Annotated in this window: 18 protein-coding genes; 9 read left to right on the forward strand and 9 right to left on the reverse strand. The window is 63.2% G+C overall.

Going from position 1 to position 21,938, the window contains the following annotated elements; all coding sequences use genetic code 11:
- Positions 1-6 precede the first annotated feature (6 nt).
- Positions 7-1,860: an ABC transporter ATP-binding protein gene (locus PSCI_RS23325; RefSeq protein ID WP_045491587.1), complete on the forward strand. Its 1,854-nt coding sequence runs from the start codon at positions 7-9 to the stop codon at positions 1,858-1,860.
- 127 nt (positions 1,861-1,987) lie between these two features.
- Here PSCI_RS23325 and PSCI_RS23330 read toward each other — a convergent pair whose 3' ends face one another.
- The 3 genes from PSCI_RS23330 to PSCI_RS23340 are packed head-to-tail and all read right to left on the reverse strand — an operon-like array spanning position 1,988 to position 3,716.
- The gene (locus PSCI_RS23330) at positions 1,988-2,518 is read right to left on the reverse strand and encodes a hypothetical protein (RefSeq protein ID WP_045491589.1); all 531 of its coding nucleotides are present in this window, start codon (positions 2,516-2,518) and stop codon (positions 1,988-1,990) included.
- Positions 2,515-3,039, reverse strand: coding sequence for a hypothetical protein (locus PSCI_RS23335; protein WP_045491592.1), 525 nt, complete (start codon positions 3,037-3,039; stop codon positions 2,515-2,517). The genes PSCI_RS23330 and PSCI_RS23335 overlap by 4 nt, the downstream gene beginning before the upstream one ends.
- Entirely contained in the window at positions 3,036-3,716 is a 681-nt protein-coding gene (locus PSCI_RS23340) for a hypothetical protein (RefSeq protein WP_045491594.1), read from the reverse strand. The genes PSCI_RS23335 and PSCI_RS23340 overlap by 4 nt, the downstream gene beginning before the upstream one ends.
- Before the next feature lie 243 nt (positions 3,717-3,959).
- Here PSCI_RS23340 and PSCI_RS23345 point away from each other — a divergent pair, with 243 nt between their 5' ends.
- From PSCI_RS23345 to PSCI_RS23355, 3 genes are all read left to right on the forward strand, one after another.
- Complete coding sequence (locus tag PSCI_RS23345; protein ID WP_045491596.1) at positions 3,960-4,490, forward strand: sigma-70 family RNA polymerase sigma factor; 531 nt, start codon at positions 3,960-3,962, stop codon at positions 4,488-4,490.
- Positions 4,487-5,425 carry a FecR family protein gene (locus PSCI_RS23350; protein WP_045491599.1) on the forward strand — a complete coding sequence of 313 codons (939 nt, stop codon included), beginning with the start codon at positions 4,487-4,489 and terminating at the stop codon, positions 5,423-5,425. The genes PSCI_RS23345 and PSCI_RS23350 overlap by 4 nt, the downstream gene beginning before the upstream one ends.
- An 86-nt stretch (positions 5,426-5,511) precedes the next feature.
- Entirely contained in the window at positions 5,512-7,914 is a 2,403-nt protein-coding gene (locus PSCI_RS23355) for a TonB-dependent siderophore receptor (protein WP_045491602.1), read from the forward strand.
- A 23-nt stretch (positions 7,915-7,937) separates the two neighbouring features.
- On the opposite strand, the gene PSCI_RS23360 is transcribed toward PSCI_RS23355, so the two are convergent.
- From PSCI_RS23360 to PSCI_RS23370, 3 genes are all read right to left on the reverse strand, one after another.
- The gene (locus PSCI_RS23360; RefSeq protein WP_045491604.1) at positions 7,938-8,885 is read right to left on the reverse strand and encodes a SphA family protein; all 948 of its coding nucleotides are present in this window, start codon (positions 8,883-8,885) and stop codon (positions 7,938-7,940) included.
- 70 nt (positions 8,886-8,955) lie between these two features.
- Entirely contained in the window at positions 8,956-9,723 is a 768-nt protein-coding gene (locus PSCI_RS23365; RefSeq protein WP_045491606.1) for a coniferyl-alcohol dehydrogenase, read from the reverse strand.
- A 49-nt stretch (positions 9,724-9,772) separates the two neighbouring features.
- Entirely contained in the window at positions 9,773-11,248 is a 1,476-nt protein-coding gene (locus tag PSCI_RS23370) for a benzaldehyde dehydrogenase (RefSeq protein WP_045491608.1), read from the reverse strand.
- 259 nt (positions 11,249-11,507) lie between these two features.
- Between PSCI_RS23370 and PSCI_RS23375 the strand changes: the two genes are divergently transcribed.
- Entirely contained in the window at positions 11,508-13,247 is a 1,740-nt protein-coding gene (locus PSCI_RS23375) for a sigma-54-dependent Fis family transcriptional regulator (RefSeq protein ID WP_045491610.1), read from the forward strand.
- 4 nt (positions 13,248-13,251) lie between these two features.
- Here the strand turns inward: PSCI_RS23375 and PSCI_RS23380 are convergent, their stop codons facing one another.
- The 3 genes from PSCI_RS23380 to PSCI_RS23390 are packed head-to-tail and all read right to left on the reverse strand — an operon-like array spanning position 13,252 to position 16,804.
- Positions 13,252-14,502, reverse strand: a complete 1,251-nt coding sequence (locus PSCI_RS23380; RefSeq protein WP_045491612.1) for an MFS transporter — start codon at positions 14,500-14,502, stop codon at positions 13,252-13,254.
- A gap of 50 nt (positions 14,503-14,552) precedes the next feature.
- A complete protein-coding gene (locus tag PSCI_RS23385; protein WP_045491615.1) occupies positions 14,553-15,635 on the reverse strand; it encodes a sugar phosphate isomerase/epimerase family protein in 1,083 nt (360 codons plus the stop codon).
- A complete protein-coding gene (locus PSCI_RS23390) occupies positions 15,632-16,804 on the reverse strand; it encodes a Gfo/Idh/MocA family protein (RefSeq protein ID WP_045491617.1) in 1,173 nt (390 codons plus the stop codon). The genes PSCI_RS23385 and PSCI_RS23390 overlap by 4 nt, the downstream gene beginning before the upstream one ends.
- Before the next feature lie 189 nt (positions 16,805-16,993).
- Here PSCI_RS23390 and PSCI_RS23395 point away from each other — a divergent pair, with 189 nt between their 5' ends.
- The 4 genes from PSCI_RS23395 (at position 16,994) to mexE (ending at position 21,926) form a co-directional block, all read left to right on the forward strand.
- Positions 16,994-17,995 carry a LacI family DNA-binding transcriptional regulator gene (locus PSCI_RS23395; protein ID WP_045491619.1) on the forward strand — a complete coding sequence of 334 codons (1,002 nt, stop codon included), beginning with the start codon at positions 16,994-16,996 and terminating at the stop codon, positions 17,993-17,995.
- A 296-nt stretch (positions 17,996-18,291) separates the two neighbouring features.
- On the forward strand, positions 18,292-19,437 hold the full coding sequence (locus PSCI_RS23400; RefSeq protein WP_045491621.1) for an MFS transporter: 1,146 nt from the start codon (positions 18,292-18,294) through the stop codon (positions 19,435-19,437).
- A gap of 116 nt (positions 19,438-19,553) precedes the next feature.
- Positions 19,554-20,459 carry a bifunctional methylenetetrahydrofolate dehydrogenase/methenyltetrahydrofolate cyclohydrolase FolD gene (gene folD, locus PSCI_RS23405; protein WP_045491623.1) on the forward strand — a complete coding sequence of 302 codons (906 nt, stop codon included), beginning with the start codon at positions 19,554-19,556 and terminating at the stop codon, positions 20,457-20,459.
- A 225-nt stretch (positions 20,460-20,684) separates the two neighbouring features.
- Positions 20,685-21,926: a multidrug efflux RND transporter periplasmic adaptor subunit MexE gene (gene mexE, locus PSCI_RS23410; protein WP_045491625.1), complete on the forward strand. Its 1,242-nt coding sequence runs from the start codon at positions 20,685-20,687 to the stop codon at positions 21,924-21,926.
- The last annotated feature ends 12 nt before the right edge of the window (positions 21,927-21,938 follow it).

A 21,938-nucleotide genomic window follows, 5' to 3' on the forward strand; every position in this document is an offset into this window, starting at 1 on the left:
ACCCCGATGCTTCGCATTTTTGAACGCTGGCTCGACCCTTTCCCGCCCGACGAGACGCCGCCACCGCCCATGGGCCTGGCGCGTTTTCTGTGGGCCTGCACCCGCGGTGCGCGTGGCTACATCCTCATGTTTGCGCTGCTCAGCGCAGCCGTCTCGATCTACGAAGCCTGGCTGTTTTCGTTCCTTGGGCAAGTTGTGGACCTGCTGTCGACCTGGCAGGCCGGCGGTGCGGTGAGCGCCGAAGAAAGCGGTGTGCTGTGGAGTATTGGCATTGTGCTGCTGGTCAGTATCGTGCTGGTGGCGCTGCGCACCATGGTTCAGCATCAGGTATTGGCGATCAACCTGCCGCTGCGGCTGCGCTGGGATTTTCACCGGCTGATGCTGCGCCAGAGCCTGTCGTTCTTTTCCGATGAGTTTTCCGGGCGGGTCACCACCAAAGTGATGCAGACCGCGCTGGGCGTGCGTGAAGTGCTGTTTACCCTGATCGAGATCATTCCCGGTATCGGTGTGTACTTCATCGCGATCATCGCCCTGGCCGGCGGCTTTGCCCTCAAGCTGATGCTGCCATTCATTGCCTGGATCGTGTTGTTCGGCCTGGCCATGCTGTATTTCGTGCCGCGTCTGGGTCAGGTGGGTCAGGAACAGGCCAATGCGCGTTCCTCGATGACCGGCCGGATCTCCGACGCCTACACCAACATCACCACGGTCAAGCTGTTCTCGCACTCCAAGCGCGAGGCGCACTTTGCCCGCGCCGCGATGGAAGACTTCAAGCAGACCGGCTTTCGCCAGATGCGGCTGGTCAGCCAGTTCGAGATCGTCAACCAGACCCTGGTGGTCGCGCTGATCATCGGTGCCGGCGGCTATGCCCTGTGGCTGTGGCACCAGGGTGACGTCGGCACCGGTGCAGTGGCGGCAATCACCGCCATGGCCTTGCGTATCAACGGTATGTCGCACTGGATCATGTGGCAGATGACCTCGCTGTTCGAGAGCATTGGCACCGTGCAGGACGGCATGGAAACCCTGACCAAGGGGCCCAAGGTCCAGGACGCGCCGAATGCCACGGAGCTTGCGACCACCGGCGGCGCCGTGACCTTCGACAACGTGAGTTTCAACTATAACGGCGAGCGCCAGGTACTCGACGGCCTGACGCTGAACATCCGCGCGGGTGAAAAAGTCGGCCTGGTGGGCCGCTCCGGGGCCGGCAAGTCCACCCTGATCAACCTGCTGCTGCGCTTTTATGACGTCGACCAAGGCGAGATTCGGGTTGATGGCCAGAACGTCGCCAAGGTCACGCAAGACAGCCTGCGCAGCGCCATTGGCATGGTCACTCAGGACACTTCGCTGCTGCACCGTTCGATCCGCGACAACATCGCCTACGGCCGCCCGGATGCCAGCGACGAGCAGGTCCGGCGCGCCGCCATCAACGCCCAGGCCGACGGCTTCATCCGTCAGTTGAGCGACAAGCATGGCCGCAGTGGCTATGACACCCAGGTTGGCGAGCGCGGCATCAAGCTTTCCGGCGGCCAGCGGCAACGCATCGCCATCGCTCGGGTGATGCTCAAGAACGCACCGATCCTGCTGCTCGACGAAGCCACCAGTGCCCTGGACTCAGAAGTCGAAGTGGCGATCCAGGAAAGCCTGGATGAAATGATGGTCGGCAAAACCGTCATCGCCATCGCCCATCGACTGTCGACCATCGCCGCCATGGACCGGCTGATCGTCATGGACGATGGACGGATTATCGAACAGGGCACGCATACCGAGTTGCTGGCGAAAAACGGCGTTTATGCAAGGTTGTGGCAGCACCAGAGTGGCGGGTTTCTGGGAGAGGATCAGGGGGTGGTTGAGGCCGTGGAATAACCGCGCAGCATTAACCTGCAGGAGCGGCTTTAGCCGCGAAAGACTTCGCAGCTAAAGCCACTACTGTTCAATTAGGCACTACATACCTCGGTGGGAGCATATAGCGCCATTTGCGCATCCCTCGCAGCTAAAGCTGCTCCTGCTCATGCGGTATCAGTGCACTGCGCTCCAGATCCTGCATCAGTTCGGTCAGCATCTGCCGCCGGTTTTCGGTAATCGGCGGCGGGACGTACCAGGTGGCCACGCTCATGCCTTCGCGCTTGTAGGTGAAAGTGCGCAGTAACTGGCCGTCCTTGTAGACCTTGCCTTCAAGGTTATGCACGTAGCTGTAAGGCACCGGCAAGGTCAGCAGGGTCAGGGCGTTGAGCGCCACCAGCACGCCCGCGCCCTCGCCCGGCGGCTGGCTGATGACCAGCCTATAGCCCTTGCGTGAGAAACCGTGGTCAACGAACGAGAACGCGCCCGATGACTTGACCGCCTCGGTCAGTTCGTTGCGTTCCTGCATGTCATGGCGCGTATAACCTTGCGGCACCACCATCAGGCTCATCGGCACATAGCGCTGTTGCGCGTGATAGCCCAGCGGCTTCATTGACGGGTTGCATCCGCCCAGCAACAGCAGCCCGCCAGCCGCTATTGATATCTTGACCAAGCGGCTCATCGTGGTGCATCCAGCGGCTGGTCGGCCAGGCTCGCAGTCTGCATGTCACGGGCAAAAGCGCGGGCAATACGCCGGATGTTTTCCTGCCGCTCTGGCACCCCGAGATCAAACAGCCAGGAATACTTGCCCATGTAGTTTTCGTAGTGATAACGCTTGAGCACCTTGCCGTCGCGCATCACGGTGAAGTCGGCCCTGGAGTCCATGTCGTTTTGCAGCGGCAACAGGAACAGTGTCGCAGCGCTCAGAAACACCAGCGGCATGGGCGCCAGTTCGCGTTTGACGTTCAGGTTGACCATCACCTGGGTTTCCCCGGCCTTGGCGCTGCCATTTTCGACCTTGCTGAACACCCCGCTTTCGCGCAGGTAATTGCTCAACTCGGCGCCATGCTCCAGTGAATCAACCATCACCGTGATCGGCGGCAGATAATCGCGCCCCGCCTCGATCTGTGGATCGGGCAGCGTCTGGGTGCCGGCGCAGCCGCCCAGCAGCAGGCAGGCAGCAAAGACCATCGGTTTGTTCATGGCGTGTTCCTTGGGGTGGTTGATTGCGCGTCGGTTCGCCCCTGCGCTGGCATTGGCAGGACGAAGGGATAGGCAGGTTTCAGGTCCAGGTTCATGGGCTGCAATACCGGTAAACCGGGGCTATAGCGCCGGGCGATTTGCTCATCGCGGGGTTGCTGATTGGCATGCAAGAACATGCACACCGACATACCGATGCAGCGCGAGCGAAATTCACCGAGGTAATAGGCCTTGCCGGCCTCCAGGCGCAGCGGCACCACGAACTGCTCGCGCGCCTGCAAAGAACGGAAGCTGCTGTTGGCACCAGTCCAGAAAAACTGGAAGTCATACAGCTCATAATCGCCCGGCTTGAGCGGCATGACGAACACACTGGCCTGGCCCGGCAGGGCCTTTTCATCGGCGCTGCGCGAGTCTTCGATGTCTTTGGGGGTATGCGCCACCTCGGCATGGCCCCACCAGGCTGCCGCACCGTCTTGCGAACCGCGCTTGCGCAGCAGAATGCGCTGATTGGTAAAAGCGCTGTCGCGCCCCTGCGGGCCGATGCTGCCGACCAGCCAAGCCACCGGGCTACCGGCCGTCGGTTGCAACGGCTCGCTGACGAACACCGGAGACTTGGCGGCGCAGCCGGTCATCAGGGCGATAGGTAGAAGACGTGCGAATGCACGGATAAATCCAGACATGAGGGGTCCTTTGGATAAGTCGCGTTCCATCGGTGGCAAGCGGCTGACAACTGTTGCAGGTTTGCGGGGTGTAACGAGGATTGCCGCCTCAGGGAGTCTCTGCCCGGCGGCTGCGCGTCTGATCGTTTTAAACCGCGAAGGTTCCCCCAGAAGGCTGGCTCATGTGGCGAGGGCGTCTGGCGGATTGCAATCAAACGGCCTTCCCGGCATCATTTGATAACAATTTCCATTAGCTTTTGAGCCATGCCACCATCCAGGTCTGACGCCGCGCAATTGAACGTCCGCAATCGTGTCCTGCATCAGTTGTTCGGCGATCACCACAGCTGGCTGCTCGGCCGCCTGCGCGCACGCCTGGGCTGCCCGGCAGAAGCCGCAGACATGGCTTCGGAAACCTTCGTTCAGGTGGTCGCTGCGCCTTGCCCGCTGACAATTCGTGAGCCGCGTGCGCTGCTGACCACCATCGCCAAGCGTCTGGTGTTTGCCAGTTGGCGACGCCGTGATCTGGAACGCGCTTATCTGGAAAGTCTGGCGCAGCAACCCGAAGTTTACGCCCCGTCGGCCGAAGAACAGGCCCAGGCACTGCAAGCCTTGGTGGCGCTGGATCGGCTGCTCGAAGGCCTGTCACCGATTGGCCGCAGCGCCTTTCTGTACAGCCAGCTGGACAACCTGACCTACGCCGAAATCGGCCAGCGCCTGGGTATTTCTGCGCCACGGGTTCATCAGTACGTGGCCAAGGCGCTGGCGCTTTGTTATCTGGCGCTGGAGCCGGCATGAAAGCCCGCCAACTGCCGCCCGCTGTAGCCCAAGCCGTTGAATGGCTGGCCTTGCAACGCTCCGGAACAATGAGTGACGGCGACCGGCAACGCTTCGAACACTGGCTGCACGCCAGTCCTGAACACAGCCTGGCCTGGCAGCAGCTGCAGCAGCGAATCGGTCAGGTGTTCAGCGGCACACCGCAAAGCTCGCGAGAAATGCTTGACCGTGCCGGCAACAGCCGTCGCCACCTGTTACGTGGCGCATTGGGGCTGAGCGGAGTGGGGTTGGCTGGCTGGTGGCTGCAAGGCCAGGGCCTGCTGCCCGGCCTGGGCGCCGATCTGCAAACTGCAATCGCCCAACGCCAGCGCTTCGACCTGGCCGATGGCAGCCGGGTGCTGCTCAATGCCGATAGCCGCGTCGATCTGCTGTTCGACGGGCGCCAGCGCACGTTGCTGCTGCGTCAGGGCGCGTTGAATATCGAGGTGGCGCGCGACCCTGAGCGGCCATTGGTGGTGCGTACCGCGTTTGGCGAGGCGCGGGCGCTGGGCACCCGCTTCAGCGTGGCGCTGCACGAGCAATCGGCGCAGGTCTGGGTGCAACAGTCGCACGTGCTGGTCTCGGTGCCTGGCGCGGCGCCCTTGCAACTGCGCGCAGGCCAGGGCGCGCAGCTCGACGGTCGGCGGGTGCAGGCGCTGGATCCTCAACTGTCCCGCGCCGCGGCCTGGGAAGATGGTCGCCTGGAGGTCCATGACCGCCCCGTGAGTGAGGTGATCGAAGCCTTGCGCGCCTATCATCCCGGCTGGCTGCGGATCAGCGCCGAGGCTGCGGCCTTGCGGGTGACCGGCATCTTCCCGCTGGACGACAGCCCCCAGGCACTGCGCATCCTCCAGGAGGTGTTGCCAGTACGGGTCGAGCGCCCGCTGAGCTGGTGGACCCAAGTGAGCCTGCGCTGAGCCTGAATTATTTTTTCATCGCCCCCTTAATAACCACCCCGCTCACGTCACAAGGCAGGCATCGACCTCATCAGGAACCCGCCGCCATGCATCATCCGTCGCCCTTCTCACCTATCGCCCTGGCCTTGGCGCTGGCTTTTGGCTCCAGCCTGGCCAGTGCCGACAGCCTGGCTGCGCCTGCTGATATCAGTCACGCATCATTCGACTTCGACCTGCCAGCCGGCCCGCTGGATGCCACCCTGACCGCCATTGCCCGCCAGAGCGGGCGCAATATCGCCTTCAGCGCGTCTTTGACCCGTGGCCTGAACAGCCCCGCGCTGCGCGGTCGCTACAGCGCCGAGCAAGCAGTACAGCAAGCCTTGCAAGGGCTGGCCCTGCAATTGGGCGTCACCCCCAGCGGCACCTTGAGCATCGAGCCGCGTAGCGACGCCGCCGTACAACTGGCGCCCATCGACATTGCCGCCGCCAGCCACGCGCAGAATGCCTGGGGACCGGCGTACAGCCGCGTGGCGACCCACAGTGCCAGTGCCACCAAGACCGACACCCCGCTGCTGGAAACGCCACAGTCCGTCTCGATCATCACCCGCGAAGAAATGACCGCCCGCCAGCACACCAGCCTGGCCGATGTACTCAACTACACCCCCGGTGTGATCGCCCAACCCAACGGCTACAGCCGGGTGGCCGATGACTACCGGATGCGCGGTTTCGACATCGGCCCGCGCACCGGCAGCGTGCTGCGCGACGGCATGAAGATGCAGAGCACTCAATTCGAAGGCGGCCAGGAGCCTTACGGCCTGGAGCGCGTTGAAGTGCTCAAAGGCGCCTCCTCGGTGCTTTACGGGCAACTGGCGCCGGGCGGGCTGGTCAACACGGTAAGCAAACGCCCGACCCTGACGCCGCTGCATGAGCTGAATCTGGAGTATGGCAATCACCAGCGCATGCAGTTGTCTACCGACCACGCTGGCGCACTGGATGAGCAAGGTCGCCTGAGCTATCGCCTGACTGCGCTCAGCCGTGACAGCGGCACCCAGTATTCGGCCATTGACGACGACAAGCACTACATTGCCCCGGCGCTGACCTGGCAGATCAGCGACGACAGCCGCCTGACCCTGCTCGCCAGCCAGCAGCGCACCCGCACCACCCTCACCCCGCCGATGCGTTATGACCTGACCGTGTATAGCCGCACACCCGGTTACAAGGTGCCGTATGACCTGTTTGCCGGCGAGCCGGATTACGATCGTTATGACGGCAACCTGCACACCGCAGGCTACCTGTTCGAACATCGCGTCAATGAGCACCTGCAACTGCGCCAGGCCGTGCGCTATTTCGAGTCCAGAGCCGACTACGACTACATTACCCTCAACACCAGCCGGGTCAGCGGCGCCAATCTCTCGCAACTGTCGCGCAGTTATAACAGCCGCGAAGACATCGCCACCGGCTGGACCAGCGACAACAGCCTGCAACTGGACCTGGAACACGGGCGCTGGCAACACACCGTGCTGGCCGGCGTGGACTATTACCACAAGACCTACGACAGCCATCGCTTCAGCGGTAACGCGCCGGTGCTGGACCTGGCCAATCCGGTGTACGGTAACCTGCCCAATGTTGACCGCTCAGTCGATCGCGGCTCAGACCTGCACGCCCGACAACTGGGTCTTTACCTGCAAGAACAGATTAAGTTTGATGAGCACTGGGTCGGCGTGTTCGGCTTGCGTCAGGACTGGGCCGACAGCACGACCCGCACCTACCGCGAAGGCGCACGCAGCACTACCGACGACAGCCAGCTTACCGGCCGGGTCGGGGTGGTCTACCTCGCAGGCAACGGCCTGGCCGCCTACGCCAGCTACAGCCAGTCATTTCTGCCGGCCAGCGGCAGCGGCGCCGACGGCAAACCGTTCAAACCCACCGAAGGTGAACAGTACGAGATCGGCCTGCGTTATCAGCCAGCCGACCGCGAATGGCTGCTCAGTGCAGCGCTGTATCAGCTGACCCAGCGTAACGTCACCAGCTCGATTCCCGGCTCCGATTTCGACGAGCAGACCGGCAAGGAACGCAGCAAGGGCCTGGAGCTCGAAGCCAAGGCGCAGTTGACCGATAACCTGGCGTTCAGCGCCGGCTACGCCTACACCGACGCCCATGTGATCGCCGACAACGACCCGCAACTGGAAGGCTCGCGCATTGAGGGCACGCCCTACCACAGTGCCTCGCTGTGGCTGGACTACCGCCTCGCCGCATTGGGTCTGCACGGCGTCAGCGTCGGGGCCGGAGCGCGCTACAACGGCACCACCCATACCCTGCCGAGCATCAGCGACCGCAAGATCCCGGCCTACACCCTGTTCGACGCACGGCTCAGCTACGCACTGGACGACCATTGGCAACTGGCCGTCCGCGCGCAGAACCTGACCAACCAGCGCTACCTGTACTGCGCCAACTCGTGCCGCTATGGCGATGAACGCAGCCTGGTGGGTTCAGTCAGCTACAACTGGTAACGGCTAGGCAGATGGCTGCACAGCTAGAACTTGTGCAGCCAGTTCAGCACCAGCTTGTCGCCCTCGGTGCGGTTCTCGGCGCCCTGTTCGAAGTACAGGTTGACCGACAGCACGTCCTCTTTGCTGAACGCGTAGAGCATCCCCGGCCCCGCTGCCCAGACCTTTTCGCGGCGGCCGCTGACCGCGTGGCCATCGACTTTGGTGTCGGTGAACTGCTTGAGCCAGTAGCCGTTCAGACCCACGCTAAACGCCTGGCTGACCGCGTATTGCAAGGTCAGGTTAGCGTGCAGCGCCTGACCGGCCTGGGTGTCGGAGACATCACCGAAGCCGGCCTGCGGGTCGTTGTTCTTGCCGTTCCACAGGTACATGAAACGGCCGCTGGCCGACCATTTTGGCGTGAACCAGTAGGTGGCCGCGTAGTACGGGTTGAACGACCAGAAGTTGCTGCCCGGATTGATCGAGCGCTCACGGTCATAGGCGCCCACCGGGATCGACACATCAGCTTCAATGCGCTGGGTCAGCACCGGGCTGCCGTCGGCGCGGGTCAGGGTCGGCAATTGCAAGAACGCGCCGAGCACCAGATCGCCCAGCCCGGCACGCGAGCTGAGCGCCGCGTTGTTCAGACCGTCATCGACATCCACATGGGCCAGTGATGTGTTGATCAGGGTAAAGCCCGGCATTGCGCCATTGGCCCATGGCTGGCCGAGGTAGATGATTTGCGTGGTCGGCGCGAATACCTCCAGATCCTGCCGGGGCAAGCCCAGCTTGTCGCCATTGGCATCATTGAAGCGGCTGGCCCGTGAGTAGGTCAGGTACTCTTCCAGGTACCAGCCAGGCCCGGCTGGGGCCGGCGAGCCATCATAGAAACTGGTGGAGCCCAGATTGAGTCCGGGCAAGTCGTAACCGTGGGCAGTCGAGCACAGCGCAACACAAAGCATGGCCGCAACCGGCCGCAAGAATGGCTTGGGCATCTTGTAAGTCCTGTATTGTTTTTATTGTTCAGAACCCCGCCGCCTCAGGGCTGGCGGGGGGGGCAAGCGCTCAAACGTAAGTGGCTGCCAGGCCGCCATCCACCGGCAGGTTTACGCCATTGACCCAGCGCGCCGCATCCGAGCAGAAAAAGGCAATCACCGCCGCCACCTCGTCGGCCAATGCCGGGCGGGTCATGCGCTGGCTGTCGCGGGCCACCCGCTCCGGGCCGAGCATGCTGACGAAATCACCGAGGATCGGCGTGAATACCGGGCCGGGCGCGACGCAATTGAGGCGCACGCCATGGTCACGGAACCACGCCTGCGATTGCTGAAAGCTCCAGACAATCAGCGCCTCCTTGAAGTATTGATAGCAATCGCTGTGCTGTACCGGGTTGGCGTCCAGCCAGGCGCGGCCTGCCGCGTAGCTTTCAGTGCCGGCCAGCGCCTTGTGCTGCTCCACGCGCAGCGGCCATTGCGCGCCCAACACCGACGCCACGTTGACGATGCTGCCGCCACCGGCCAGGCGCGGCAGCAGCGCGGTAGACAACTGCCGCACGCCCAGATAGTTGACCGCCGCCACCACGTCGAGCGGCGCGGTGCCGGGCACCCCGGCGATGTTGCACAAGGCATCGACCCTTGCCGGCAGGCGCTCGACCAGCGCGTCGATGCTGGCAGGGTCGCCCAGGTCGGCTTGAAAAAAACCGTCCAGGCTCAGTTGCGCCTCGTGGCGGTCCACACCGATAACCCTGGCGCCTTGAAAGCGCGCCAGTCTTGCCACCTCGGCACCGATGCCCGACGCAACGCCGGTGACCAGCAGGGTTTTGTTGTACAGATTCATGTTCAAGCCCTCTTATTGTTGTGTAGGCATGCCGCGATAAATCGATCACTCAAAACGGGTACTGCGGCGCGGTGTTTTTCACCGTCACCCATTGCCACTGGCTGTATTCATCCCAGTCCGCCGGGCCGCCGACGCTGCCGCCGTTGCCCGAGGCGCCGCGGCCGCCAAATGGGTTGCTGCACTCATCTGCCACGGTCTGGTCGTTGATGTGCAGCAGACCGCAGTTCAGCCGCTCGCCGATGGCCATGGCGCGGCCCACCGAAGCCGAGATCACCGCCGCCGACAGGCCGTACTCGGTGCGATTGGCCAACTCGACAGCCTCCTCATCGGTCGCAAAACTCACCACGGCCGCCACCGGGCCGAACAGTTCTTCCTCGAACACGCGCATGCCCGGCCGCACCCCGCTGAGCACCGTGGGGCGGTAGAACAGTTGTTCATACTCACCGCCCGCCTCCAATCGTGCCCCGGCCTGCAGGCTGTCGCTGACGATGGCGTGCAGGCGCTGCAATTGGCGCGGGTTGATCAGCGGCCCCAACACCGCTTCACCACGCGCCGCATTGCCGACGCTCAGCGCCCTGGCCTTGTCGGCCAGCTTGCGGGTCAGGCTGGCGGCGATGGACTCGTGCGCCAGAATCAACCCGCTGGCCATGCAGATCTGCCCCTGATGCAACCAGGCGCCCCAGGCGGCATTGCTCGCGGCAAGGTCCAGATCAGCGTCTTCGAGGATGATCAACGGGTTCTTGCCGCCCAGTTCCAGAGCGACCTTTTTCAGGTGCTCACCGGCCACAGCGGCGACCTTGCGCCCGGCGCCGGTAGAGCCGGTGAAGGCGATCATTCGTACATCCGGGTGCCGACACAGCGCCTCGCCCGCGTCAGCGCGCCCCGGCAGCACATGCAGCAAGCCTTTGGGCAGGCCGGCCTCTTCGAGCAGCCGAGCGATGAGAAAGCCGCCGCTGACCGGGGTCTGCGGGTCGGGCTTGAGCACCACCGCATTACCCACCGCCAGCGCCGGAGCCACCGAGCGCAGCGACAGAATCAACGGAAAATTGAACGGCGAAATCACCCCCACCACCCCATGGGGCTGGCGCCGCGCATACGACAGCCGCCCGGCCGCGCTGGGCAGCACCAGACCGTGGGGTTGCGACAACAGGCCTGCCGCCTGATGCAACAGGACAATCGCCTCACGTACTTCATGCTCGCCTTTGAACAACGCCCCGCCAGTCTCCCGCGCCACATACAGCGCCAGTTCAGCGAAATTGCCTTCGGCCACCTCCGCAGCCTTGCGAAAGATCTGCGCCCGCTCGCGAGGCCCGAGTGCCGCCCAGGCCGGCTGCGCCAAGGCAGCGCTGCGACAGGCAGCGGCGACATCATCGGCATCGGCCATGGCGCAGTACATCAGCGGCTCGCCAGTGGCCGGCTCGACAACCGGATCAACCAGACCGGACCCGCGAATCCAGTCACCGTTGAACAGGCATCCGGGCACCAGCGCCGGTTGCAGCAAAGAGGGGGTGTGTGACTCTGACATGGCAACTCCTGATTCTTATGATTGTGTTCGGCTGCGCCGCACCAGGGTCAGAGCAAGGGCTGTGCCGTGTTGCTCAGCACCTTCACGTATAAATGCCCAAAGGCTCTGCACCAAGGCTTTGCATGCAGCGGCCCTGCTGCACAGTGCAAAGCGGCTGCCGGGGCATCAGCGCGCGGACTTGTTCATTTGATAAAGTTATGTTTAATAACTATCTGCGTAGTTGCTCATATCAAGCACTCAGCCATCCAGGGGCATAACAATGACTAATCCCCGCAGCGCCCAACCCGTTACTGCTCCACCGCGTGGTGACAGCCGCCAGTTAAGCGCCAGCAGTTCGCCCACTACCGCGGAACTGACCGATTGTTTGTTTTTCAGTCCTGAAGACGGACGGATCTGGCTCAATGACCAGCGCATGCTGTTGCTGCACAGCTCATCGTTCGGCGCGCTGCGCAGCGAGGTGATCGCCCGGTTGGGGCTGGAGCAGGCGCGTGGGCTATTCACCCGCACTGGCTATGCCTCGGGCCTGCGCGATGCCCGGCTGATCCGCGAGCGCTGGCCGCAGGCCGATGCCGCTGCGGTGTTCCGTGCCGGCACCCACCTGCACACCCTGGAAGGCATGACCAAGGTCGAACCGCTGTATTTCAAGTTCGACGCCGAATCGGGTTTCTACGAAGGCGAGTTTCTCTGGCACCACTGCTGCGAAGCCGATGAACACCTGGCCGTGCACGGTGTCGCCCAGGACCCGGTGTGCTGGACCGAAACCGGTTACGCCATGGGTTTTGTCAGTGGCTTGTTCGGGCAAATGGTGATTTTCCGCGAGGTGCAGTGCCGCGGCATGGGCCACGCCAGTTGCCGGGTGATCGGCAAGACCGCTGCGCAGTGGAACGATGCCGGGCAAGACCTCAGCTACCTGAATGTCTCGTCGAGCTTGAGCCATCCTGATCCGGCCCCCGCGCCTGTGCCACACGCCGCGGTCGGCCCGCACCCGCCGCTGATCGGCGCCAGCGCGGCCTTCAATGCTGCCACCCAGGCTCTGCAGCGGGTCGCCAAAACCCCGGCCAGCGTGCTGATCAGCGGTGAGTCGGGGGTGGGCAAAGAGTTGTTCGCCCGCCAGTTGCACCAACTCAGCCAGCGTCGCAACGGCCCGTTCGTGGCGCTGAACTGCGCAGCGATTCCGGACAACCTGATCGAAGCCGAGTTGTTTGGTGTCGAACGCGGCGCCTACACCGGGGCCACCCATTCAAGACCCGGACGCTTTGAACGGGCCGCCGGCGGCACGTTGTTTCTCGATGAAATCACCTGCCTGAGCCTCGCCGGCCAGAGCAAGCTGCTGCGCGCCCTGCAAGAGCGGGAGATCGAGCGGGTCGGTGGCGTGCACGGCATCAAGGTCGATGTGCGGGTGGTGGCGGCGACCAATATCGACCTGCGCAAGGCCGTGGCTGACGGCAGCTTTCGGGAAGACCTGTTCTATCGGTTGAACGTCTACCCGATTGCCTTGCCGCCCTTGCGCGAGCGCCGTGATGACATTGCGCTGCTGATCGACGCCTTCCTGACCCGCTTCTGCCGGGACTATGAGCGCACCCCGGCCGGCCTGACCATGCGTGCCCTCAAGGTCCTGCTGCGCTATGACTTTCCCGGCAATGTGCGGGAACTGCAGAACCTCATCGAGCGCGGCCTGATTGCCAGCGATGAAGGTCAGCCCATTGATCTGGTGCATCTGTTTCGCAATGAGCCGCTGCCCGGCGACCCGTATGGGGTGGATGATCACGGCAGCCTGTCCAACAGCATGCCACCTGCCCCAACAGCAGCAGTTGCCCCGCCGCTGCTGGAAACCCTTGGGCAACTGGACCCGGCTTTTACCCTGCACGGCCTCGAATCACGGCTGATCAACGAGGCCTTGCAGCGCAGTGCAGGCAATCTGGCGGCAGCGGCCAGGCAATTGGGCCTGAGCCGGGCGCAGTTCGCCTATCGCCTGAAAAAGCACCAAGCGCCTGACTGAGCCGCTACGGCGCAGCCTTAACGCCTTTATTTGTCGCTGTACCTGGCTCACGGCTTTTGAACACCAGCAGGAAGCACACCAGCACGACCGTCGCAAAGGCCGCCGGGAACAGCCAGATGCCCTGCCAGTCATGGCTGCCAGCGCCGATGGCGTAGTGATCAGTCACTCGCCCCGCCACCCAGAAGCCGATCAGCATGCCCAGGCCATACGTGGCCAGGGTAATCAGGCCCTGGGCGGAACTCCTGAACCGCTGCGGCGCCCTGGCGTCGGTGTAGATCTGCCCGCAAACAAAGAAGAAGTCGTAGCAGATACCGTGCAAGGCGATGCCGATGAACAGCATGAACGCCAGCTCGCCGTTATTGCCGTAGGCAAACAGCAGGTAACGCAGCGACCAGGCCAACATGCCCACCAATAGCGCGAGCTTGATCCCGAAGCGCTGGATGAACAACGGCAACAGCAGCATGAACAGCACTTCAGAAACCTGCCCGATGGCCATTTTTGCGGTCGGGTTGGCCATGCCGGTCTGGGCCAGGAACGGGTTGGCGTTCTGGTAATAGAACGCCAGCGGAATGCAGATCAGGATCGAGACGATGAAGAACACCAGGTAGTTGCGGTCCTTGAGCAGGCTCAAGGCATCCAGCCCCAGGTTCTGGCGCACGCCGGCATTGCCTGCCGTGGCCTGCACCGGCGGCGTGCTCGGCAAACTCAGGCTGTACAGCCCCAGCAGCAGCGAAGCCAGTGCCGACATCAGGAAAGTGTTGCGCAGCGCGCCGGACGCGATCGCGCTTTGGGCGTCCCAGGCGAACACGAAGCTGATCAGCAGACCGGCCACGATCCAGCCGACCGTGCCCCACACCCGGATGCGCGAAAACTCCAGCGCCGGGTCGCGCATCTGGCGGAAGGCAACCGAGTTGACCAGCGCCAGGGTCGGCATATAGACCATCATGTAGGCCAGCACATAGGGGTAGAAGCTGCTGAAGTCTTCTGCCCGGTACAGTTGCAGCAACAGCACTGCACCGAGCAGATGCAGCACCGCAAGAATGCGTTCGGCGTTGAAGAACCGGTCGGCGATCAGGCCGATCACAAAGGGCGCGATGATCGCGCCCCAGGACTGGGTGGCGAACGCCATGCCGATCTGCCCGCCCGAAGCCCCAAGGCTGCTGCCCAAAAAGGTGCCCAGGGTGACGAACCAGCCGCCCCAGATAAAGAACTGCAAGAACATCATTACGCTCAGTCGCGCATTCATTCTGGTCATGACAGTACCGCCTTATTGTTGTTGTAGGTTTGCCAAGCAGCGTGCCGGCCTCAGGCCTCGGGCAAGCCCAGCAGGCGCCGATTGGACGCCGCATCGGCGGACACGCCGGCAAAGTCATCGAACGCCTTGCGGGTCTTTTCAATCATGTGCCGCTCGATAAATGCCACCCCCTCGGCGGCGCCCTGGCGGGCGTCCTTCAGGCAGCACTCCCACTCCAGCACCGCCCAGCCGTCGTAGCCGTACTGGGTGAGTTTGCTGAAGATCGACTTGAAATCGATTTGCCCATCGCCCAGCGAACGAAAGCGCCCCGGCCGCTGCACCCAGTCCTGATAGCCGCCATACACCCCGGAGCAGGCATCGGGGCGGAACTCGGCATCCTTGACGTGGAACATGCGAATCCGCGGGTGGTAACGGTCGATAAAGCCCAGGTAGTCCATCTGCTGCAGCAGCAAGTGGCTGGGGTCATAGAGGATCGCCGCCCGCGGGTGGTGATTGACCGCCTCCAGAAAGCGCTCAAATGACGCGCCGTCGTGCAGGTCTTCGCCGGGGTGAATCTCGTAGCACAAATCGACCCCGGCCTGCTCGAAACAGTCGAGGATCGGCAGCCAGCGTTTGGCCAGTTCGGCAAAGCCCAGCTCGACCAGCCCGGCCGGGCGTTGCGGCCAGGGGTAAACAAACGGCCAGACCAATGCCCCGGAAAATGTCGCGTGAGCGGTCAGGCCCAGGCGCTGGCTGGCGCGGGCGGCCAGTTTCAGTTGGTCAATGGCCCAGGCCGTGCGCTCGGCCGGTTTGCCGCGCAAATGGGCCGGGGCAAAGTCATCAAACAACTCATCGAAGGCCGGATGCACCGCCACCAGTTGGCCCTGCAAGTGAGTCGACAACTCGCTGATCTCGACACCAGCCTCGGCACACACCGCCTTGAGTTCATCGCAATAGGCCTGGCTTTCGGCAGCGCGCTGCAGGTCGATGAAACGCGCATCCAGGGTCGGCAACTGAATCGCCTTGTAGCCCAGTGAAGCCGCCCACTGCGCGATATTGGCCAGGTTGTCGAACGGCGCTTGATCGGCGATGAACTGCGCAAGAAAAATTCCTGGCCCGCGCAGGCCGTCAGAGGTTTTGAGTGAATCAGTCATGGTGTGCTCCGTTGCGGCAGCTCGCTCCACTTGGCCGTGCCGTGATGGTTGGCGATAGCGGTCTCGATAAAGGCCATGCCGCGCAGGCCGACCTCGATACCCGGTACACCGGGAACCTGATGACCGCTCACGTGGCTACGAATCGCCGTGGCGAAGTCGCCGTACAAATTGGCCATGGCTTCGAGATAGCCTTCTGGGTGCCCGGCCGGCAGGCGCATGCGCTGTAGCGCCGCTGCGCACAACCATGGCTGGCCAAGGCCGGCGCGCAGGATGCGTATGGGTTGGTCCAGCGAGCGCTGAATCAGGCTGGCCGGGTTTTCCTGCTGCCACTCCAGCCCGCCCAGCTCGCCGTAGACGCGGATTTTCAGCGGGTTCTCTTCGCCGGCGCAGACCTGGCTTGCGATCAACACGCCGCTGGCGCCATCGGCCATGCGAAATAGCATCGCGGCGTCATCGTCCAGTTGCCGGCCCTCAATGTGGGTGCCGAGCATCGCGCTCAACTGACGGATTGGCTGGTCAGCAACAAACTCGGCCAGCGCAAAAGCGTGGGTGCCGATGTCGCCAATGCAGCCGCCCAGCCCGGAGTGCTCCGGCTGGTCGCGCCAGGCCGCCTGCTTGTTACCCTGCCCGGCCACATCCTGACTGAGCCAGCCTTGCGGGTACTCGACCAGCACCTTGCGGACCTTGCCGATAGCCCCGCTGCGCACCATCTCGCGCGCCTGCCAGACCATCGGGTAACCCAAGTAGGTATGCGCCAGGCCGTACAGACGGTTGCTGCGTTCGGCCACCTGCTTGAGCGCCAGCAACTCGTCGAGGTTCAGCGCGGCGGGCTTTTCACTGAACACATGAAAGCCCGCCTGCAGCGCCTGGCTGGCGATTGGCGCGTGCAAGTGGTTAGGGGTGACGATCACCAGCAGCTCCATGCGCTGTTCGGCAGGCAACGCCTGTTCGGCCAGCAACATCTGCTGCCATTGGTCGTAACACCGCGCAGCCGCCACCCCCAACACCGCGCCCGTGGCCTGATTGTTGGCCGGGTCGCGGCTGAATGCACCGCACACCAGTTCGAAACGGCCATCGAGCCCGGCGGCCTGACGATGCGCCTGAGCGATGAACGCCCCGGCACCGCCACCGACAAAACCCATTCTTACTTTCGGCACTGCAGTGTTCATCCATTCTCCGTTTGCAGGGTGTGGCTAGACTATTGAGCTCGTAACGCACAAAATGTAACCGGTTACATTGATGCAGAAATCTAGGCCCGTCATGCCGGTCTGTCAATGCTCGCCTTAACGACCTGAGCGTTTCAGGCTAAAGGCCAGCTGCGGTAAGCTCGCAGCCTACGCGTTCTGAAAGAGGTGCTCGTGTCCAATATCCGTGAAGTCGCCCGGCTCGCCGGGGTCTCTGTCGCCACCGTGTCCAGAACCCTGAAATACCCCGAGCGCGTGCTCGCCCAGACCCGTGACAAGGTCAACGCGGCAGTCAAACAGGCCGGCTACCGGCCCAACCAGATGGCAGTGCAATTTCGTTCACGCAAGACCGGCAATCTGGTGATTCTGGTGCCGACCATCGCCAACACCTTCTTTGCCCGGGTCATCAGCGGCGCACAACAGGCGGCCCAAGCGGCCAACTACCGCTTGTTGCTATGCGACACCCAGGGCCGCGAGGCCGTCGAACGCGAGTTCGCCGAGCTGGTGTACGCCCACCAGGCCGACGGGGTGATTCAGTTGCGCGCCTACGATCCCTATCAACAGCCACTGCCCGGTGTCGAATTACCGCCCATCGTCAATGCCTGTGAAGTCGACGCCCAAGGGCGTCATCCGACCATCAGCCTGGACAATCGCGCCGCCGCCAGGGCCGTAACCCAACACCTGATCGAGCTGGGCCACCGGCGCATCGGCCTGATCAAGGGGCCAAAAAGCAGCCCGCTGACCCGCGAACGTGTGGCCGGTTATCAGGATGCCGTGCACCAGGCCGGCATCGCGCCAGACCCGGCGCTGATCTGTCATGGCAACTTCAGCCTGCAGGCCGGCTATGACGGCGCGGCGAACCTGCTGCAACTGGCCGAGCGCCCGACCGCGCTGTTCTGTGAAAACGACGAAATGGCGATTGGCGCGCTCAAGCAGATCAAACAACAGGGCCTGCGCGTACCCGAAGACATCTCGCTGGTCGGTTTCGACGACATCCCGTTCGCGGCCTACTGCGACCCGCCGCTGACCACCATCGCGCAACCGGCAGAAGCCTTCGGCCAACTGGCGGTCGAAATGCTCATCGCCCTGATCGAGAAGAAGCCGCTGACCGCCCAGCACGTAACCCTGCCGTTCGAGCTGACACTGCGGCAAAGCACAGCGCCGCCTTCAAGCTGAACGAAGCGGGTCGAGAATGCTCTAGAACAAGCATCTACATCCGGGTGCCTCTAAAAACGTAGGCGAGGCAGTCAGCGCTAGGCGAAATCAGGCGAGAAAGCGGAGTTTACGGGTTGTAAATGAGCATTTTGAGCCTGATTTCAACAACGCGATGGCAACGCAGGTAGTTTTTAGAGGTGCCCACATGACGGTGCGGGCCTGATGCCGTATGGTGCCCGGCCTCGCTGTCTTGCGTACCACCGTTGTAATGAGGTTCATCCGTGTCAACAAGTCATGAAAATACCCCCTCCTCCGGCATGCGCCTGCTGATTCTGATCGCCCTGTCGATGGGCAGTTTCGCCATCGGCACCAGCGAATTCGTGATCATGGGCTTGCTGCCGGAAGTCGCCCGAGGGCTGGCCATCACTGAGCAACAGGTCGGCCATCTGATCAGCGCCTATGCCTTGGGCGTGGTGATCGGCGCCCCGGTGCTGGCGATTCTCGGCAGCCGCCTGAAACGCAAAACCCTGCTGGTGGCGCTGATGCTGTTTTACGGCGTCGCCAACCTGGCCAGCGCGATGGTCAGCGATTACCACGGCGCGCTGCTGGCGCGCTTTATCAGTGGCCTGCCACACGGCGCCTATTTTGGCGTCGCCGCCCTGGCTGCAGCGGCCATCAGCCCGTTGCACAAACGCGGCGCGGCGGTCAGTGCAGTGATGATGGGCCTGACCCTGGCGATCCTGATCGGCAATCCGCTGGCCACCTGGCTGGGGCAGATCCTCGACTGGCGCTACGCCTTTGTAGTGGTGGCGGTGATTGCCGGGCTGACCAGCATGCTGGTGTACGCCCTGCTGCCGGGCGGGCCGAAACCTGAAGCCAGCAGCGTGCGCGGTGAACTCAAAGCCTTCTTCCAGCCGCAGATTGGCGTCTTGCTGCTGATCGCCTCGGTCGGCTTTGCCGGTATGTTCTGCGTGTTCAGCTACCTGGCGCCCACCTTGCTGCAGGTCACCGGCGCTTCGCCAAACTGGATTCCGGCAGCATTGGCCAGTTTCGGCGCCGGCGCGGTGCTGGGCAATATCGTCGGCGGGCGGTTGTTCGACCGCTACGGCGTGCAGGCGATCGGCATCGTACTGGTCTGGTCGATCGTGGTGATGCTGGCTTTCCCGTTGGCGGCGCAGTCGATCTGGACCCTGCTGCCGGGCATTGCCTGTGTCGGCACCATGATCGCCCTCGGTCCGGTGCTGCAAACCCGCCTGATGGACATCGCCAAGGGCGCGCAAACCCTCGCTGCGGCCTCCAACCATGCCGCGTTCAACCTGGCCAACGCGCTGGGGCCATGGCTGGGCGGCATGGCCATCGCCGCCGGCTGGGGCTGGACCTCGACCGGCTTCGTCGGCGCTACCACCGCGCTGCTGGGCTTGCTGGTGTATGTGGCGGCGGTACGCGGCAAGACGGCCGGCTAAGGGGGAGTTGACGACACCGCTCATGGCCGCGACCATGAGCGGCTTGCCAGCGTTGATATTCAGCGTAACGATTCATCGTCTGGCAACTTTCCAACCCCGCAGCGGAAGCCCCGGCAATGACCACCTCACACACCTGCGACCTCTCCTCGCCCACCCAGGCGGCAATCATCGACGGCAAGCGCTTTGCCGAGCAGGTGCGTCAGGAAGTCGCCGAGGGTGCCCGAGCGTTTCGTGACACTTACCAGCGAGGACCGGGCCTGGCCGTGGTGCTGGTTGGTGACGACCCGGCCAGCCAGGTTTATGTAAAAACAAAAATGAAAAAGGCCGCCGAGCTGGGCATTGAGTCGTTCCCTCACCTGTTACCGGGCAGCACGCCTCAGCAAGAGTTGCTGGCACTGATCGACATCCTCAACCATGACCGCAGCGTGCACGGCATTCTGGTGCAATTGCCGCTGCCCGCCCATATCGATGAAGCCCGAGTGATCGCCGCCATCGCTCCGGCCAAGGACGTCGACGGCTTTCACCCGGTCAACGTTGGCCGCCTGGCGCAGGGCAAACCCGGCCTGACGCCCTGCACACCGTTGGGCTGCCTGATGCTGCTCAAGGACCGACTCGGCGACCTGACCGGCAAAAAAGCCGTGGTGGTCGGGCGCTCGAACATCGTCGGTAAACCCATGGCCAGCCTGCTGTTGCAGGAAAACTGCACGGTGACCATCGTTCACTCGCGCACCCAGGACCTCAATGCCGAGTGCCGTCAGGCCGATATCCTGGTAGTCGCCACCGGCCACGCCGAACTGCTCGGTGCCGAGGCCATCAAGCCTGGCGCTGTGGTGATCGACGTCGGTATCAACCGCATCGAACGCAACGGCGCGCCGGTACTGGTAGGCGATGTGGACTTTGCGGCTGCCAGCCAGGTGGCCTCGGCCATCACCCCGGTGCCAGGCGGCGTCGGGCCGATGACCGTGGCCTGCCTGATGAAAAATACTCTGACGGCAGCGCTGGCGATTGAGGCGGCCGTTTAAGATTGATGCTGGTCAGTAGCGCTAATGCCAGATCTTTCGGCCGAGCTTGGTTCTAGTGGGAGGGGCCGGCCGGCTCCCTCCCACCGAGTCCGCAGTGCTTATCTGAACAGTAGTCGGTAAACATCAATCAGATCGATATTAACCTTCGTCCCATTCGATTCGTTAATAGTCCGCGCGCACAACAGAATCCGCCCCATCACCCTTTTTACCTGCGGCGGATTCTCCATGGCTCAGTCACTTCACTTTTTGCGCTACCCCTTAACCGCACTGGCCATGGTGGTACTCACCGCCTGTGGTCGCGCCCCGGAAGCCACTCAGGCGCCAGCCGCCCCCAAGGTCAGTGTGGCCAAGGTGCTGGAGCAGCCGATCAACGAGTGGGACGAATTCACCGGGCGGCTCGAAGCGCCGGAAACCGTTGAGGTCCGTCCACGAGTCTCCGGCCAGATTGATCAGGTGGCCTTCACCGACGGCGCGCTGGTCAAGAAAGGCGACCTGCTGTTCCAGATCGACCCGCGTCCATTCCAGGCTGAAGTGCGCCGTCTCGAAGCCCAACTGCAACAGGCCCGGGCCGTGGCCAGCCGTAGCGAGAACGAAGCCGAGCGTGGCGACCGGCTGCGCGCCAACAACGCGATTTCTGCCGAACTGGCTGATTCGCGGACCACTTCGGCACAGGAAGCCAAGGCCGGCGTGGCAGCGATTCAGGCGCAACTGGACCTGGCGCGCCTGAACCTGAGCTTCACCAAGGTTACCGCACCGATCAGTGGCCGGGTCAGCCGCGCCGAGATCACCAGTGGCAACATCGTCACCGCCGACGTCACGGCCCTGACCAGCGTCGTTTCCACCGATAAGGTCTATGCCTACTTCGACGCCGACGAACGCGTATTCCTCAAGTACAACGAACTGGCCCGTCAGGGTCAGCGCGGCCAGAGCACCCCGGTGTATCTGGGCCTGTCCAACGAAGCGGATAACCCGCACCTGGGCCAGATGAACTTCGTCGATAACCAGGTCAACCCGCGCACCGGCACCATTCGTGGCCGGGCAGTGTTCGACAACACTGACGGGCGCTTCACCCCTGGCCTGTATGCGCGCCTGAAGCTGGTGGGCAGCGGCACCTACTCGGCAGTGCTGATCCAGGACGAAGCGGTCGGCACCGACCTGGGCAAGAAGTTCGTGCTGGTCATGGACCAGAACAACACCCCGGCTTACCGCGCCGTGGAGCTGGGTCCAAAGCTTGAAGGCCTGCGCATCGTGCGCAGCGGCCTGGCCAAGACCGACACCATCGTGGTCAAGGGCCTGCAACGTGTGCGTCCCGGCCAGCCGGTGGACCCGCAGGTCACGCCGATGGCCAGCGACCAGACCCTCGCGGCCCTGCGCCAACAACGTGAGGCGCTGGAAGCCAGCAACATGACGCCTGTCAGCACCAAGACCACCGTCAAACTCGCCAGCGTCACAGCGCCACGCGGTTAAGGGATACGACCG

The organism is Pseudomonas sp. StFLB209 (assembly GCF_000829415.1).
Classification (GTDB): domain Bacteria; phylum Pseudomonadota; class Gammaproteobacteria; order Pseudomonadales; family Pseudomonadaceae; genus Aquipseudomonas.

Bases quoted from the DNA above. Each gene is read 5' to 3' on its own strand.
- PSCI_RS23325 (WP_045491587.1), top strand. From the start codon at position 7: ATGCTTCGCATTTTTGAACGCTGGCTCGACCCTTTCCCGCCCGACGAG.
- PSCI_RS23330 (WP_045491589.1), bottom strand. From the start codon at position 2,518: ATGAGCCGCTTGGTCAAGATATCAATAGCGGCTGGCGGGCTGCTGTTG.
- PSCI_RS23335 (WP_045491592.1), bottom strand. From the start codon at position 3,039: ATGAACAAACCGATGGTCTTTGCTGCCTGCCTGCTGCTGGGCGGCTGC.
- PSCI_RS23340 (WP_045491594.1), bottom strand. From the start codon at position 3,716: ATGTCTGGATTTATCCGTGCATTCGCACGTCTTCTACCTATCGCCCTG.
- PSCI_RS23345 (WP_045491596.1), top strand. From the start codon at position 3,960: ATGCCACCATCCAGGTCTGACGCCGCGCAATTGAACGTCCGCAATCGT.
- PSCI_RS23350 (WP_045491599.1), top strand. From the start codon at position 4,487: ATGAAAGCCCGCCAACTGCCGCCCGCTGTAGCCCAAGCCGTTGAATGG.
- PSCI_RS23355 (WP_045491602.1), top strand. From the start codon at position 5,512: ATGCATCATCCGTCGCCCTTCTCACCTATCGCCCTGGCCTTGGCGCTG.
- PSCI_RS23360 (WP_045491604.1), bottom strand. From the start codon at position 8,885: ATGCCCAAGCCATTCTTGCGGCCGGTTGCGGCCATGCTTTGTGTTGCG.
- PSCI_RS23365 (WP_045491606.1), bottom strand. From the start codon at position 9,723: ATGAATCTGTACAACAAAACCCTGCTGGTCACCGGCGTTGCGTCGGGC.
- PSCI_RS23370 (WP_045491608.1), bottom strand. From the start codon at position 11,248: ATGTCAGAGTCACACACCCCCTCTTTGCTGCAACCGGCGCTGGTGCCC.
- PSCI_RS23375 (WP_045491610.1), top strand. From the start codon at position 11,508: ATGACTAATCCCCGCAGCGCCCAACCCGTTACTGCTCCACCGCGTGGT.
- PSCI_RS23380 (WP_045491612.1), bottom strand. From the start codon at position 14,502: ATGACCAGAATGAATGCGCGACTGAGCGTAATGATGTTCTTGCAGTTC.
- PSCI_RS23385 (WP_045491615.1), bottom strand. From the start codon at position 15,635: ATGACTGATTCACTCAAAACCTCTGACGGCCTGCGCGGGCCAGGAATT.
- PSCI_RS23390 (WP_045491617.1), bottom strand. From the start codon at position 16,804: ATGAACACTGCAGTGCCGAAAGTAAGAATGGGTTTTGTCGGTGGCGGT.
- PSCI_RS23400 (WP_045491621.1), top strand. From the start codon at position 18,292: ATGCGCCTGCTGATTCTGATCGCCCTGTCGATGGGCAGTTTCGCCATC.
- folD (WP_045491623.1), top strand. From the start codon at position 19,554: ATGACCACCTCACACACCTGCGACCTCTCCTCGCCCACCCAGGCGGCA.
- mexE (WP_045491625.1), top strand. From the start codon at position 20,685: ATGGCTCAGTCACTTCACTTTTTGCGCTACCCCTTAACCGCACTGGCC.